12 protein-coding genes are annotated in these 15,286 nt (G+C 74.9%); 6 read left to right on the top strand and 6 right to left on the bottom strand.

Annotated elements, in window-relative coordinates:
• Positions 1-20 precede the first annotated feature (20 nt).
• Positions 21-1,103 (bottom strand): endonuclease/exonuclease/phosphatase family protein, encoded by a 1,083-nt coding sequence (locus BLU42_RS04520; RefSeq protein ID WP_157719765.1) that lies wholly within the window; start codon positions 1,101-1,103, stop codon positions 21-23.
• A 381-nt stretch (positions 1,104-1,484) separates the two neighbouring features.
• Between BLU42_RS04520 and BLU42_RS04515 the strand changes: the two genes are divergently transcribed.
• Positions 1,485-2,549, top strand: coding sequence for a CPBP family intramembrane glutamic endopeptidase (locus BLU42_RS04515; protein WP_091073443.1), 1,065 nt, complete (start codon positions 1,485-1,487; stop codon positions 2,547-2,549).
• A gap of 66 nt (positions 2,550-2,615) precedes the next feature.
• Here the strand turns inward: BLU42_RS04515 and BLU42_RS04510 are convergent, their stop codons facing one another.
• Genes BLU42_RS04510 through BLU42_RS04500 form a run of 3 tightly spaced genes read right to left on the bottom strand, consistent with a single transcriptional unit; the run spans position 2,616 to position 8,779 of the window.
• Positions 2,616-6,299, bottom strand: a complete 3,684-nt coding sequence (locus tag BLU42_RS04510; protein WP_091073442.1) for an error-prone DNA polymerase — start codon at positions 6,297-6,299, stop codon at positions 2,616-2,618.
• 54 nt (positions 6,300-6,353) lie between these two features.
• Positions 6,354-8,072: a Y-family DNA polymerase gene (locus tag BLU42_RS04505; RefSeq protein WP_231918437.1), complete on the bottom strand. Its 1,719-nt coding sequence runs from the start codon at positions 8,070-8,072 to the stop codon at positions 6,354-6,356.
• Complete coding sequence (locus tag BLU42_RS04500; RefSeq protein ID WP_091073441.1) at positions 8,069-8,779, bottom strand: hypothetical protein; 711 nt, start codon at positions 8,777-8,779, stop codon at positions 8,069-8,071. Before BLU42_RS04500 ends, BLU42_RS04505 begins: the two co-directional genes overlap by 4 nt.
• A 228-nt stretch (positions 8,780-9,007) precedes the next feature.
• On the opposite strand from BLU42_RS04500, the gene BLU42_RS04495 reads away from it, so the two are divergent.
• Positions 9,008-9,457 (top strand): HNH endonuclease, encoded by a 450-nt coding sequence (locus BLU42_RS04495; RefSeq protein WP_091073440.1) that lies wholly within the window; start codon positions 9,008-9,010, stop codon positions 9,455-9,457.
• A 51-nt stretch (positions 9,458-9,508) separates the two neighbouring features.
• Here BLU42_RS04495 and BLU42_RS04490 read toward each other — a convergent pair whose 3' ends face one another.
• A complete protein-coding gene (locus BLU42_RS04490; RefSeq protein ID WP_269458029.1) occupies positions 9,509-10,402 on the bottom strand; it encodes a MurR/RpiR family transcriptional regulator in 894 nt (297 codons plus the stop codon).
• A gap of 501 nt (positions 10,403-10,903) precedes the next feature.
• On the opposite strand from BLU42_RS04490, the gene BLU42_RS04485 reads away from it, so the two are divergent.
• From BLU42_RS04485 to BLU42_RS04475, 3 genes are read left to right on the top strand one after another with little or no spacing between them, the layout of a single operon-like run.
• On the top strand, positions 10,904-11,704 hold the full coding sequence (locus tag BLU42_RS04485) for a methyltransferase domain-containing protein (RefSeq protein WP_091073438.1): 801 nt from the start codon (positions 10,904-10,906) through the stop codon (positions 11,702-11,704).
• Positions 11,701-12,333 (top strand): GNAT family N-acetyltransferase, encoded by a 633-nt coding sequence (locus BLU42_RS04480; protein ID WP_091073437.1) that lies wholly within the window; start codon positions 11,701-11,703, stop codon positions 12,331-12,333. Before BLU42_RS04485 ends, BLU42_RS04480 begins: the two co-directional genes overlap by 4 nt.
• Complete coding sequence (locus tag BLU42_RS04475) at positions 12,330-12,614, top strand: GNAT family N-acetyltransferase (protein ID WP_091073436.1); 285 nt, start codon at positions 12,330-12,332, stop codon at positions 12,612-12,614. The genes BLU42_RS04480 and BLU42_RS04475 overlap by 4 nt, the downstream gene beginning before the upstream one ends.
• Positions 12,615-12,671: 57 nt before the next feature.
• Here the strand turns inward: BLU42_RS04475 and BLU42_RS04470 are convergent, their stop codons facing one another.
• A complete protein-coding gene (locus BLU42_RS04470; RefSeq protein ID WP_091073435.1) occupies positions 12,672-13,286 on the bottom strand; it encodes a hypothetical protein in 615 nt (204 codons plus the stop codon).
• A gap of 31 nt (positions 13,287-13,317) precedes the next feature.
• Here BLU42_RS04470 and BLU42_RS04465 point away from each other — a divergent pair, with 31 nt between their 5' ends.
• Positions 13,318-15,273: a penicillin-binding transpeptidase domain-containing protein gene (locus BLU42_RS04465; protein ID WP_197680613.1), complete on the top strand. Its 1,956-nt coding sequence runs from the start codon at positions 13,318-13,320 to the stop codon at positions 15,271-15,273.
• The last annotated feature ends 13 nt before the right edge of the window (positions 15,274-15,286 follow it).

The raw sequence follows: 15,286 nt of genomic DNA, 5'->3' as shown, positions 1-15,286 counted from the left end.
CGGGCCAGGTCAAGCTGGGGTCAGGGAAGCCAGACGGTCGCGCGGACCATGTTGTGGTCGGACGGGATCACCCCGACGAACTTGCCCTTCTTGTCCAGGCGGGCGACCGTCTCCCACTCGCTGACCCGCATCTTGGTGGTCAGGATGTAGTCGATGTAGCTGCCCTGGCCCCAGCTCTTGTGGTTCGGCGCCGTGCGGCTCCAGCTGGGGTTCGAGCTGTTGATCCAGGCGCGGACCCGCTTCTCCGCCGTCGGCTTCACGGCCGAGGTCGAGCGGTACTTCTGCCCCAGCGGGTCGACGAAGCCGGCCTTGACGAAGACGTCGTACGGGCCGTTGCTCGGCTTCTCGAAGCGGCTGGAGTTCCAGTCGCCGAGCGCGATCATCGGCAGCCCGCCCGGGTTGTGCTCCTTCAGCGCGGCCAGGGCGACCTTGGCCTGCTTGGTGCGGTAGGCGTACTGGGCGTCGGTGCCCACGGTGTGCAGGTTCGCGACCATGAAGCGCTTGCCGGTGCTGCGCTGGCGCAGCTGGGCCCACGCGGTGTACTTCTCCGGCTCGCCCTTGGGCAGCGGCAGGAGCTCCGAGCCCTGCGCGAGGAGCTCGACGCGGGTGCTGTCGTAGAGGATGCGCGTGCCGCCCGAGGCGCCCTGGTCGACCTTGGTGCAGCGGTTCGGCGAGTCGGTGTTCACGCAGTTGTAGTGGCGGTCGTTGGTGACCTTCCAGCCGCCGCCGAGACGGGCGACGAGGTCGTCGAACTGGCTGGTCCGGTTGCGCTGCGACGTGGCGTCGGACAGCAGGCCCTGGCTGGCCTCCTGGACCCCGAGGACGTCCAGGTCCTGGCCCTTGATGCCGGCCACGACGGCCGCGCGGCGGTCGACCCACCGCTTCTCGTTCTTGTGCTTCTGGTACGTGTTCGCGTTGCGGATGTTGTAGCTGGCGACGCGCAGCGGGGCCGAGGCCACCTCGGCGCTCGCCGCCACCGGCGCGGCCTGCGCCTGCGTCGTCGTGCCGAGCGGCAGGGCGCCGGCCAGGGCGACGGAGGCGAGCAGCGAGGCGCTGACCAGCGAGGCCCGCAGCCGGCGGTGGTTGACGCTTCCACGAGTCACGGCCGTGATCCTGCCGTGATCTGCCTGAGAGGTCCAGGGGTTCGCCGAGACATTCTCGTGATGCGACTGGAGCACCACGAGCCCCTGACGTCGCAGCACACGCCCGGGAAGGGGCGAGAAACGGGCCTGGGCCATGGGTGACTCCTCGGTGAGAGGCCGCTTCAGCAGCCGGAGAGAGTGGCTCGTGTGCCCCCGCGCACCGGACGACCGCGCCGTCCGTACGCGATCTCGTCCGCCGTGACCTCTCTGTTACTGAGTTTTCCCGGCAGGCGTCTCAGGATCTCGGTCCGGGCACGCGCGGAGCGTCGCGCGGGCCTCGCCGTCCTGGGCGGCGGGCAGACTGGGTGCCCGGCGACGACCGGCACCACCTGGAGGACGACCATGACGGCGCTGCCCGTGCCCGCCCCGCTGCGACCGCAGCCCGACCCGATGCCGCTGGAGCCCGTCTCCTACCCGCAGATGCTGCGCACGCCCCGCGCGACCCGGGGTCGCGGGGTGCTGATGATCGTCTGCTTCGTGGCGGCCTACCTGCTGATCAGCGCGGTGCTGCAGGGCGGCGCGCTGGCGGTCGACGTCGCCCGCGGGGCCACCTCGGTCGAGGACCTGCTGGCCATGAAGCTGGCCCTGACGCCGACGCTGCTCATCGCGGTGAACCTGACCAACGCCGCGTGCATCCCGCTCAGCATGCTGCTGCAGCGCGCGTTCTTCGGGCAGCGCGGGCGGTGGCTGCACTCGGTGACCGGCCGCTTCCGCTGGCGCGTCCTCGGCCGTGGCGCGTTGGTCGCGCTCCCCTTCTGGGTCCTCTACCTCGTCACCACCCTGGTCTTCGCGCCCGAGGACGTCCAGGTGCCGAGCGGGACCTACATCGCCCTCGGGCTGATCGTCCTGCTCACCACCCCGCTGCAGGCCGCCGGTGAGGAGTACGGCGCGCGCGGGCTCATCACGCGTGGGGCAGGGTCGTGGTTCGCCTCACCGCGGCTCGCGCTGCTGGTCGGCACGCTGCTCTCCGGCGCGGTCTTCACCCTCGCCCACGGCGCCGGCGACCCGTGGCTGATCGCCTTCTACTTCGCCTTCGCCGTGGTGCTGTCGCTCGTCACCTGGCGCACGGGCGGGCTGGAGCTCGCGGTGCTGCTGCACACCTTCAACAACCTCGTGGCCTTCGGCAGCCTCGTCCTGCTGCAGCAGGACACCTCGACGGTCTTCGACCGCGGCGCGGGCAGCGCCGGCCCTTCGGTGCTCCTGCCGGGCGTCATCCTGCTGCTCAGCGCCGCTGCCCTGTGGTTCTGGGCCTCGCGCGCCGGGCTGCAGCGCGCGTACGCACCCACCGCCCCGGACCCGGCCCTCGGCGCGGGCTTCCACCCGATGCCCGGGTCGGGCTTCGGCCCGCCGCCCCCGCTCGACCCCGGCTCGACCTACGTCGGGCCCTGGTCGCAGTCCGGGCACTGACGGGGCGGCCTCCGGAGCCGCGGGCGGTGCGCCGGTCGGGCGCGATCCGGCGTACGCGTACCTGCCTCACCGGAAGTCCCGCGACCGGTAGCTCTGCGGGATCGCGGCCGTCGTCTCCTTGGGGAACAGCGCGCTGAGCGGCTCCAGGCGGTCCGCGACCAGGTTGGTCACGCCGTCGACGTGCTCGACGGTGCCGCGGACCAGCAGGGCGTTCGTCCGCCGCCCGACCCGCACGAAGCGCTGCCACATCGGGCGCGAGCAGACGATGTTCAGCATGCCCGTCTCGTCCTCCAGGTTGAGGAACGTCACCCCGCCCGCGGTCGAGGGCCGCTGCCGGTGGGTGACCAGCCCGGCCACCCGGACGCGGGTGCGGTCGTGGCCCTTGCCGAGCGTGCTCACCGCGAGGACCCCGTGCTCGTCCAGCACCGGCCGCAGGTGCGAGACCGGGTGGTCGTCGGGGCTGATCTGGGTGGCCCACAGGTCGGCCAGGGTCAGCTCCGCGGCGCTCATCCCCGGCAGCTCGGGCGGCGCCGCGTCGACCGCCGTGCCGGGCAGGGTGTCGGCGCTGTCGGCGTACCCGGCGTTCCACAGGGCCTGGCGCCGCGACAGCCCGAAGGAGTCGAACGCACCCGCCGTGGCCAGCGCCTCGGTCTGGGCGACGCTGAGCCCCGTGCGGCGGACGACGTCGTTGATGCTCGTGAACGGGCCGTCGGCACGGGCGTCGACGATGCGCTGGGCCTGGGCCCGCCCGATGCCCTGCACCTCGCTCAGCCCGAGGCGCACCGCGAACCTCCCGTCGCGCCGGTGCTCGTGCGTCCGGTCCGGGCTGCCGGGCACCCACGGCCCGACCGGTGGCTGGTCGCGCAGCGTGCACGAGGCCATCCCCGTGGCCATGGCCGTCACCCGTCCCGTCGGCGGTCCGGCCCACGGTCCCTCTCCGGGGTCGCCCTGGGCGCCATGGGGCGGGGTCCCGCCGTCCTCGAGCACCTCGAGGTCGGCGTCGACGTCGGAGCGGACGATGTCGGGCCGGCGCACCTGCACCCCGTGGCGCCGGGCGTCGGCGACCAGCGACTGCGAGGAGTAGAAGCCCATCGGCTGCGCCCGCAGCAGCCCGGCCAGGAACGCGCCCGGGTAGTGCAGCTTGAGCCAGGACGAGGCGTAGACCAGCAGCCCGAAGCTGATCGAGTGGCTCTCGGCGAAGCCGAAGTTCGCGAAGGCCTGGATCCGCGCGTAGATGTCGTCGGCCAGGTCGCCGACGATGCCGTGCAAGGCCATCCCCTCGTACAGCGTCGTGCGCAGCCGCTCGATCTTCTCCACCCCGCGCTTGGAGCCCATCGCCCGCCGCAGGAGGTCGGCGTCGTCGCCGGTGCAGCCGCCCACGGTCATGGCGATCTGCATCAGCTGCTCCTGGAAGAGTGGGATGCCCTTGGTGCGCTCGAGCACCGGCTTGAGCGCCGGGTGCAGGTAGGTGATCTCCTCCTTGCCCGTCGCCCGCCGGATGTAGGGGTGCACGGCGCCGCCCTGGATCGGGCCCGGCCTGATCAGCCCGATCTCGACGACGAGGTCGTAGAAGCGCCGCGGCTGCAGACGGGGCAGCGTGCCGATCTGGGCCCGGCTCTCGACCTGGAACACCCCGATCGAGTCGGCCCGGCAGAGCATGTCGTAGACCCCCTGCTCCTCCTTGGGGATCGAGTCGAGGTCCCAGCGCTCCCCGACCCGGTCGGCGGCGAGGTCGAGGGTGTACTGGATCGCGGCGAGGATGCCGAGCCCGAGGAAGTCGAACTTGACCAGGCCCATCCAGGCGCAGGAGTCCTTGTCCCACTGCAGCACCGTGCGCTGGTCCATGCGACCGCGCTCGATGGGCACGACCTCCCCGACCGGGCGCTCGGTCAGGACCATGCCCCCGGAGTGGATGCCCAGGTGGCGCGGAGCGCGGAGCAGCTGCTCGGCCAGGTCGACGACCGCCGTCGGGATGTCGTGGTCGTGCTGCTCGGCGTGGCCGTTGACGTTCACGGTGCCCCACGAGTCGATCTGCTTGGACCAGGCGTCCTGCTGCCCGGTCGAGTGGCCGAGGGCCTTGGCCATGTCGCGCACCGCCGACTTGGGGCGGTAGCTGATGACGTTGGCGACCTGCGCCGCGTTGTGCCGGCCGTAGCGGCGGTAGACCTCCTGGATCACCTCCTCACGGCGGTCGGAGTCGAAGTCGACGTCGATGTCGGGCTCCTCGTCGCGGTTGACCGAGAGGAACCGCTCGAACGGCAGGTCGTAGAGGATCGGGTCGACCGCGGTGACCATGAGGACGTAGCAGACGACCGAGTTGGCCGCCGAGCCGCGGCCCTGGCAGAGGATCCCTTGCTCGCGGGCGAAGGCGACCATGTCGCGGACGATCAGGAAGTAGCCGGGGAAGTCCTTCTCCTCGATGACGGCGAGCTCGCGCTCGAGCCGGTCGCGCGCCACCGCGTGGCGCTCGGGCGGGTAGCGCTCCTCCAGGCCACGCCGGCACAGCTCGCGCAGCCACGTCGCCGGCGTGTGGCCGGGCGGGACCCGCTGCTTGGGCAGACGGGGCTTGGCCTGCTGCAGGTCGAAGGCGCACTCGCCGGCCAGCCGCACCGAGGTCGCCACCGCGCCGGGGAAGCGGGCGAAGCGCTGCGCCATCTCGTGGCCCGAGCGCAGGTGCGCCCCCGGCGGCGGCAGCCAGCCGTCCATCTCGGTCAGGCTGCGCCGCGCCCGGACCGCGGCCATCGCCGCGGCCAGGCGGCGCTCGTCGGGGGTCGCGAAGTGCACGTTCTGCGTCGCCACCAGCGCCATCCGCCGCTCGGCGGCGAGCCCGGCCAGCACGTCGTGGGTGGTCGAGTCGGTGGGCAGCCCGGCGTCGCTGATCTCCACCGCTACGTTGTCGCGGCCGAACCTCCGCACGAGGTCGTCCAGCGCCCGCCCCGCCGCGTCGATCCCGGTGCGGGTCGGCAGCCCGGCCTCGGCGTGGCGGTGGAGCGCCGAGCGCAGCGGGCCCTTGCGGCAGCCCGACAGGACGAGCCAGTGTCCGTCGGCCCGCTCGGCCAGCTCGTCGAGGTCGTAGAGCGGGCGACCCTTCTCGTCGCCGCGCAGCTGGGCGGCGGTGATGGCCGACGACAGCCGGTGGTAGCCCTCGACCCCGCGCGCCAGCACCAGCAGGTGCTCCCCCTCGGGGTCGGCGACCCCGTTCTGGGGCACGGTCAGGCCCAGCGAGAGCTCGGCGCCGTAGACGGTGGAGAGCGCGTACGCCTTGGCCGCCTCGGCGAAGCGCGCCGCGGCGTAGAAGCCGTCGTGGTCGGTGAGCGCCAGCCCGTCCAGCCGCAGCCGGGCCGCCTCCTCGATCAGCGACTCCGGGTCGCTCGCCCCGTCGAGGAAGCTGAAGTCGCTGTGCGCGTGCAGCTCGGCGTAGGGCACGTACGGCTCGTCGGGCGAGTCCGGCCGCGCCTCGGGGACGCTGTACGCAGGCCGCTTGTGGGAGTAGCCGGGCGCGCTGTCGTCACCGGGGTGGTCGAGGCTCGGACGGCGCTGCGGCGGTGCCGGTTCGCTGGGGCGGACCAGGTCGACCGGCCGGCCGTCAGGTGTGCCGTGGGGTGCGTCGTCGGGCGGGTCGAAGGGCAGGTCCTCGCCCGGCTGCGTCCGCCGGGGGTCGGGCCGTGGTGCCGTCGACGGCTTGGGACGCCGACCCGACAGGGCGCGCTCGAGGTCGGACCAGCTCTGCGGCGGGTTGCTCCACCCCATCAGGCGGCCCTGCCCGCCTGGTCGCAGGACGGGGACGTGGGCCCGGGCGTGGGCTCACTCATAGCGCGCCTCCACCCACCACTGGCCGTCCTCGACGAGCAGCAGCCACGCCGTGCCGTCGACCGCGACGACCTGGAAGCGTGCGACCTGCCGGGCGGCCTGCGGGTCCCACCAGAGCTCGTCGATCGGCCAGGGCCCGGCCCAGGCGTCCACCAGCAGGTCGGTGGTGCCGGTGCCGGAGGCCTGACCCGCCGGAGCCGTCGCCGCGCGCCGGCCGGCAGGCCGGTCGGGCCGGCCGACCCGGACGTGCACGGGCTCGCTGGAGACGGCACCCCGCCCGGTCAGGCGCACCGGCATCCCCTCGGCCGACAGCACCACCGCGGGCAGCGGCTCGGGCAGGACGCGGGTCGGCGCCGGCGGCGGGAGGCTGCCCGGCCAGGGCAGCCCGGCGGGCCGGTGGTCGGCGGCCCGCTCGCCCCACGGGGTCAGGGCCTGGCGGTCGCGCGGGCTGCGGCCGCCCTGCAGCGACGGGACGAGCACCTGCTCGGGACCGAGCATCCCCTGCAGCCGGGCGACGCCACGCACGATCCGCTCGTCGGGCGCGCTCCCCCACAGCCCCTCGCCGTGGTCGGCCAGCGACTCCACCGACTCGGGGACGATGCGCACGGTCTCGACCGGCTCCGGCGCCGGGTCGCCCTGCAGCTGCCAGTAGAGCCGGTCGACGAGGTCGGCGGCGTTGAACCAGCGCGGGTGCGCCCACACCCGCGAGCCGAGCCAGCCCCGCTCGCCGCTCACCTCGATGCGCACCTCGCTGCACACCAGCCCGTGCTCCGACAGCCGGGCCACGAAGGCCTCGGCGGTGCGTCGGGTGCTGAAGGCGATCGGCTCGATCGTTTCCAGCCCGGGGGCGAAGTCCACGTGGGCGTCGAGCTCGCGCGGCGGCTGGCGGGGCACCGCCGGACGCCCGTCCGCCCCGCGCGCCAACCGGTGGAGCCAGGCGCCGGGGGCGCCGAAGCGCGTCGCGACGTCGCGCACCGGCAGCGCCGCCAGGTCGCCCAGCGTCCGCAGCCCGAGCCGGCGGAAGAGGCTCACCTGCTCGAGGTCGTCGAGGACCGCGACCGGGAGCCGGGACAGGAAGCGGCGCGACCCGCCGGCGGGCACCACGACGCTCTCCTGCGGCGCGGCCTGCTTGGCGGCCTGCTCGGCGGTGAACATCCCGTCGGCGATCCCCGCGCGGCAGTCCCAGACCCCGGCGGCGACCAGGTGCTCGGCCACGACCGCCGCGGCCTCCTTCTCGCCGCCGTAGAAGCGCCGCGGCACCCCCAGGGCGCACAGCCCCGGCCGGATCAGCGTGACCGTCGCGCTGACCTGCTCGACCGCGGCCAGCACGGCCTCGAACGCCCGCACGTCGCGCTCGGGGCTGTGGTCGACGCAGACCAGGTCGGGGCAGTGCGCGACGGCGTCGCGGCGCCGCATCCCGCGCCGGACCCCGTCGCGGCGCGCCTCCTCCGAGCACGCGTGGACCTCGCCCGCCTCGATCACCGCGACCGGGTCGGTGACCGCCAGCCCGAGCTCGGCCGACGCGGCCACGACGGGCCAGTCGGGGCACCAGACCACCATCACCCGGGGCGCGGCCGCCTTCCCCGTCGACTGGCTCGTCCGGACGGGCCGCGCACCACCGACCGGGCTCTCGTCCGGGCTCTCGTCAGGGACAGCCGGGCCACCCGGGACGTCCGGGGTGCCGGGCTCGTCCAGGGTCAGCAGCGTGCTCACCAGGCCGCTCCCACGGCCACCGGCCGCCGCGCGACCGGCGCGGGTGCCGCCACCGGCTCGACCCCGCCCCGGCCGGGCAGGTGCAGACCGAACGACTGCCGGGTCGACCCGGCACGGCCGACCTCGACGACCATCCGGCGCCCCGACAGGTGGCCGTGCCCGCGCCCGAGCCCGGACCAGGCCGACTCGCGCACGGAGAACCGGGCCGCGCAGCGCGGCCACTCGCCCCAGCAGACCAGTGCCGCGTCCTTGGTGCGGAGCCTCGCCCGCAGGCGCTCGGCCGGGTGCTCGGCGACCGGGCCGGCGGGGCGGACGAGGACCACCGACGCGACGTCGACCAGCGCGGCGACGACGCTCAGCCAGTGCTCGCCGGGGTGCGGGACGACGATCGTGCGCTCGAGGTCGACGCCCAGCCCGGCCGCCGCCTCGTAGCCCAGGTCGGGCGCCCCCACCACGCCCACCCACTCCCCGGCCGAGGAGGGCCCGGCGAGCAGGGCCAGCGCCAGGCTCGCGCTGTCGGTGGCGTACGCCGACCCGGTCGCCAGGTCGAGCTCGGGCGTCAGCCCCGGCAGCCGGCGGCTGCTCGCCCCGCCCTGCATCCGGTGCACGCGCTGCCGCAGCTCCGCCAGGGTGCCGGCCGCCGCCGGACCAGCCGCACGGGACGTACGGTGCTGGTCCGGGACGGGATCGACGACTGCGGCGGACACCTGGCTATATTCGAACACGTGTTCGAGATCGTCAAGCCCGTCTCGCCGCCGGACGACAGCGTCCGCGGTCCGGACGACACCGGGCCTCCTTCCCGCCGGGCGCGTCGAGCCTCATAATCCTGCTGACAGCCAAGTCGTCCCTCGTGCACCCTGATCGGGCGCGTGACCAGCTCGCAGCAGGGCAGCCCTCGACCCCTTCGAGGCGCACGGGGCGGAGGGAGGTGGGTCGTGTCCGCGGTGATCGTGCTGAACACCGACAACACCGCGCTGCACACCGTCTCCGTGAAGCACGCGATCAAGATGCTCGTGCGCGAGGTCGCGGTGGTCGAGGAGTCCCGGGTCGGCGCCTCGATCGGGCCCTACCCCTGGCCGGTGGTGCTGCGGCTGATCCGCTACGTCAAGACGACGTTCCTCTACGCCGCGGCACCCACCTGGTCCAAGCGGGGCGTCCTGCGGCGCGACCAGCACCGCTGCGCCTTCTGCGGCACCGCCGCCGACACCGTCGACCACCTGGTCCCGCAGTCGCGCGGCGGGGCGAACACCTGGCTGAACACGGTGGCCGCCTGCACGCGCTGCAACAACGTCAAGGCCGACCGCACCCCGGCCGAGGCGTCGATGCCGCTGCGCCGGGCGCCGAGCGTCCCGACCTGGCGCGAGGCCTACCACCGGCGCACGTGAGCCCGGACGCCCTCCGACGAGGGCGTCCGGGTGGCACGTCGGACCGGACGCTCAGGCGCCCAGACCGTCCAGGACCTGACGCGCGAGGGCGGCCCCGCGCTCGCCGTGGCGGCTGCGCAGCACCGCACGGGACGCCTCGAGCGCCGAGAGCGAGCGGTCGTAGGACCGCAGCGCCACCCCGGTGAAGAGGCAGTCGACGAGCACGAGCTGCGACACCCGGCTCGACATCGCCCCCGTGCGGAAGGTCGTCTCACGCGCGGCCGTCGTCAGCACCACGTCGCTGACCCCGACGATCGGCGACCGGTCGTAGTTGGTGATCGCCACCGTGGTCGCCCCGCGCGAGCGCGCCAGCCGCAGCGCGTCGAGCGTGTCGGTCGTGGTGCCCGTGTGCGACACCCCGACCGCGACGTCCCCGGGCGCCAGGCCGGAGGCCGACATCAGCGCCGCGTGCGGGTCGGCCCAGGCGTGGCTCGCGATCCCCAGCCCCTGCAGCCGCAGGTGCAGCTCCTGGCCCACGAGCCCGCTGGCCCCGACGCCGTAGACGTCCACCCGACGGGCTCCGGCGACCGCCTCGACCGCCACACCGAGGGCGAGGACGTCGACCGCGGCCCCGGTGTCGGCGACCGCCCGCTGGTCGGCGTAGCTGATCTTGGACACCACGTCGGCGAGTGTGTCGGTCGCGCTGATGGCGCTGTCGTGCAGCGCGCTCTGCGCCCGGCCGTCCTCCTCGCCCTGGGCCGCGCGCGCCAGGGCGATCCGCAGCTCCGGGTAGCCGGCCAGGCCGAGCGCCCGGCAGAAACGCAGCACCGTCGTCTCGGAGGTCCGGCAGAGCCGGGCGACCGAGGTGATCGAGCGCTCGCTCACCCCGGCCGGGTCGGCGAGCACCGCCTCGGCCACGCGCTGCTCCGCCGGCCGCAGGCTGGGCAGGGCGCTCCGGACCCGGATCAGGACCGAGAGGGACGACCGCCCGGCCGCCGCCGCGGGCTCCAGGACCGGCGCGACCGGCGCTCGTGACGGTCTCCCGCTCGGACCAGGTCTGGTCGCGCCCGGTCTGGCCGGGTCCGGTCTGGTCGGGTCCGGCCTGGTCGGGTCCGGCCTGGCCGGACCGGTCCTCGTCGGGCTGCCTCGGCCCTGGTCGGTGCCGGGCCGGACCGTGACGGTCGGCTGCGGGCCTGCCGGAGCGGCCGGGCGTGACGGCCTGGTGCCGTCCGCGCGTGGGACTCGTCCCACCCCAGGTGCCGGACGAACCGGATTCCTGGGCATGCCGAAATCAGTTGTTGACACATCGCCCCCCTGACTGTGTGCCTGAGCGCGATCGTACGACGGAGCCGCCCCCCGTGTGAGGAAATGCACACATCGGCGACGTAACGTCCGGATGGCGGACCGGTCGCCGTAGCGTGGCCCGAGGTCGGCGAGCCGCTCCCCGGCTCGGAGAGGTGGCGCGGGATGCCGAGCTGGGACGCCGAGGTCTACTCGGCCTTCGCCGACGAGCGGTCGCGGCCCTTCGCCGACCTCCTCGCCCGGGTGGGCGCCGTGGCGCCCGAGCGGGTCGTGGACCTGGGCTGCGGGCCCGGCCCGCTGACCGCCGGCCTCGCCCGACGCTGGCCGGACGCCGAGGTCACGGGCGTCGACTCCTCGCGCGCGATGATCGAGGCGGCGGAACCCCACCGAGGTCCGCGGGTCGGCTTCGTCCTGGCCGACCTCGCCGACCTCCCCGCGTGGCGACCGCCGCACCCCGTGGACGTGGTCGTGAGCAACGCGGCGCTGCAGTGGGTGCCCGGGCACCGCGGCCTGCTGCCCGGGCTGGTCGGCTGCCTCGCCGAGGACGGGTGGCTCGCCTTCCAGGTGCCCGGCAACCACGACGCCCCCAGCCACCGGGCGCTGCGCGCGGTCGCGGCGGAGGAGCCGTTCGCCGGGCACCCCGCCGGCGTGACGCGTACGGCCGTCGCCGAGCCGGCCGACTACCTCGCCGACCTCGCCGGCCTCGGCTGCCGGGTCGACGCGTGGGAGACGACCTACCTGCACGTGCTCACCGGCCCGGACCCGGTGCTGCGCTGGCTGCAGGGCACCGGCGCCCGCCCGTACCTCGACGCCCTGCCCGAGGACCTGCGACCCGCCTTCACCGAGGCCCTCGGTGCCCGGCTCCGCGAGGCGTACCCGCCGACGGGCGTCGGCACCGTGCTCCCCTTCCGCCGTCTGTTCGTCGCCGCCCAGCGCTCCCCGGGCCCTGCGGGAGCGGGCTCGTGACCGCCGGCTGGTTCGACGCGCCGCCGCTGCGCACCCCGCGCCTCCGGCTCGAGGCGCTGCGGCTGACCGACGCGCCCGCCCTGCTCGAGGCACTGGGCACGTCGGCCGAGCGCGACGAGGTCCTCGCCCACCTGCGGCTGCCACCGGTGGTCGACCTCCGCACCGCGTACGCGGTGGTCGCGGCGGCGCTCACCGACCCCGACCGGGTGCCGTACGCCCAGCGCCTCGCGGACGGCACCTTCGTGGGCACGACCTCGTTCTACGAGATCGCCCCGGCGGTCCGCGCGCTGGCGATCGGCCACACCTGGGTCGCACGACCGTGGTGGCGGACGTTCGTCAACACCGAGTCCAAGCTGGCCCTGCTCGCACGGGCCTTCGAGGACCTCGGGGCCGAGCGCGTGGTCTGGCACACCGACATCCGCAACGTCCGCTCGCAGCAGGCGATCGCCCGCCTCGGCGCGCAGCGGGAGGGGGTCCTTCGCCACCACCGGATCCGCCGCGACGGCAGCTGGCGCGACACGGTGCAGTTCGCGATGCTCGCCGAGGAGTGGCCGTCGGCGCGCGACCGGCTGCTCGAGCGCCTGGCCGGGCGGCAGGATGGCGTCATGAATCCAGGAGGAGCCGCATGAGCGACGACGTGCAGACCACCCGCGACGACGAGCGGTCGCGCTACGAGGGACGCATCGACGGCCAGGTCGTCACCGTGCTGGACTTCGTCCGCCAGGGCGACGTGCTCACCCTCACCCACACCGGCACCGAACCCGCCTTCCGCGGGCGCGGTCTCGCGAGCACCGTGACGGGCGCGGCCCTCGACGACGTCCGCAGTCGCGGCGAGAAGGTCCGGCCCTCCTGCCCGTTCGCCGTGGACTTCCTCGACGCGCACCCGGAGTACGCCGACCTGCGCGTGTGACGCCGTCGGCCGTCCGGTGCGGCACGGCCTGGGACGCCGCAGCCCCTGCTGGGAGCGCTACGAGCGGCGTGCGGGCAGCAGGAGCCCGGCCTGGCGCAGCTCGACCTCGGCGAGCGCGTCGATCACCCGCCGGTCGCCCTGGCGCCAGGCACGCACGGGGTCGTCGCTGATGCCCGCGAGCACGTGCATCGGCTGGTTGGCCATGGCCCGGAGCGCGAACAGGTCGAGGTCGGGCTGCGCGTCGATGAACCGCTGCGCCGCGCGGGCACGGCGCACGAAGCGCACCCGGCGGGGCAGCCACACCAGCAGCACCGTGGCGACCGGGATCAAGAACACCAGCCAGCCCAGCACCGCGGCCAGCCGCTCGATGCTCGCCGCCTGCGCGTCCGCGGTCGCCACCAGGTCGCCCAGGCTGCCCGACGCCGCGTCGAAGGGTCGGCGCAGCTGCTCCCCCACCCCCGGCACCTGGCCGGCCGACGACGCCGCCTCGCCCAGCTGACCCGCGAGGTCGCGCGCGGTGCGGGCCGTGTCCCTCGCCGGGCCGGCGAGCGCGGCCACCGACGCGTCGACGAGCACCCCGACCACGGCCCAGGCCACGGCCCAGGCGACGACCGCGACGTCCCCGACGAGCTGCCCCGCCAGCTGGCCGCGCCGCTGCGCGTAGATCCTCATCCGACCTCCTCCGGGTGGCAGGATAAGGGCGGTGCGAAGAGGCGTCGGGCTGGTCGTGCTCGCCCTGCTGGCTGCTGGGTGCAGCGGCGGCCCCTCCCCCTCGCCCCCGCCGGGCACCGACGCCGCCCGCCAGGTGGCCGTCCAGCTCGCCGCGGCGCTGGAGAAGAAGGACCTGAAGCCGGTCGCCTTCGCCGACGCCGCAGGACCCGAGACCGACGCGAAGCTGCAGCCGCTCGTCCGCGGGATGGGCACCGTCGACCCCGAGGTCGAGGTCACGGGCGTCGACGGTTCCGCCGACCAGGCGAGCGCCACCCTCGCCTACCGCTGGGCCTTCCCCGGGGTCGCCCAGCCCTGGACCTACGACACCACGGTGACCCTGCGACGCCAGGACGGGACGTGGCGGCCGGTCTGGTCCCCCACGCTCCTGGAGCCGGGACTCGACGGCAGCAACCGCCTCACCCAGCGCCGCCTGCAGCCGGACCGGGGCGAGCTCCTCGGCGAGGACGGCGACCCGGTGGTCACGAGCCGTCCTGTCGTCCGCATCGGCCTGGACAAGGCGAACCTCCCGTCGGCGGACCAGGAGCGCTCGGCGCGACGCCTCGCCAAGCTCGTCGACATCTCGGCGGACCCCTACGTCGAGCGCGTCGAGCGCGCGGGCCCGCAGGCCTTCGTCCCCGCGATCACCTTCCGTGCCAAGGACTCCCGCCGACCGACGAACAAGGAGGTCTTCGCCATCCGCGGCGCCCTGCCCGTGCAGGACGAGGCGATGCTGGCGCCGACGTCCGGCTTCGCCTCGGCGCTGCTCGGGCAGGTCGGTGACGCCACGGCCGAGGTCGTCGAGGCGTCCGACGGTGCCGTCACCGACGGCGACCAGGTGGGCCTCAGCGGTCTGCAGAAGCGCTACGACGAGCAGATGCGCGGGACGCCCGGTGTCCGGGTCGAGCACGCCGCGGCCACGGCGGCGAGCGCATCGCCGAGCCCCGAGCCCGGCGAGGACCCCAGCGGCGACCCCACGGCCGAACCGACGCCCGCGGCCGAGGCCCCGCTCTTCGAGGTCGACCCGGTCGCCGGCAAGCCTCTGGAGACGACGCTGAACGTCGGCCTCCAGGAGCTGGCCGAGCGCTCCCTGGCGAAGAACGACGGCGCCGCGTCCCTCGTCGCCGTCCGGCCCTCGACGGGGGCCGTGCTGGCGGTGGCGAACAACGCCGCGACCGACGGGCAGCCGGTGGCGAACGCCGGCCAGGTCCAGCCCGGGTCGACCTTCAAGGTGGTGTCGGCGCTCGCCCTCCTCCGCGCGGGGCTGAAGCCGTCGTCGCCGGTCTCCTGCCCGAGGACCGTCACGGTCGACGGGCGGACGTACGAGAACTACGACGACTACCCCGCCTCGAAGCTCGGCCGCATCGACCTGGCCACGGCCTTCGCCCAGTCGTGCAACACCGCGTTCATCGGTCAGCGCGACGAGCTCGGGAAGAGCGATCTCCGCAGCGCGGCCGCCTCGCTCGGCGTGGGCACCGACTACGACGTCGGCTTCCCCGCCTACTTCGGCTCCGTCCCGACCGGCGGGGACGCGAACGTCCGCGCCGAGGCGATCTTCGGGCAGGGCAAGGACCAGGTCTCGCCGCTCGCCATGGCGCTCGTGGCCGCGAGCGTCGAGGGCGGACGGACGGTGCTGCCCACGCTCGTCGCCGGTCAGAAGCCGGCGTCCACCGCGAAGCCGCTCAGCGCCTCCGAGGCCGCCGCCCTGAAGTCCCTGATGCGGGGCGTCGTCACCGAGGGGAGCGGCGCCCGCCTGGCCCGCCTGGACGGACCCGCGGTCATCGCCAAGACCGGGACCGCGGAGTACGGCGCCCGGACCCCGCCCCGCACGCACGCCTGGATGATCGCGGCGCAGGGCGACCTCGCCGTCGCCGTCTACGTCCAGGACGGCTCCTCGGGCTCCGGCACGGCCGGCCCGCTGCTCGAGAGCTTCCTGCGCGGCGCCCGGTAGCTCGGGCCCGGCC

The sequence above is a fragment of the Microlunatus sagamiharensis genome (assembly GCF_900105785.1).
Lineage (GTDB): Bacteria > Actinomycetota > Actinomycetes > Propionibacteriales > Propionibacteriaceae > Microlunatus > Microlunatus sagamiharensis.
This window is presented reverse-complemented; position numbering and strand designations above follow the sequence as displayed.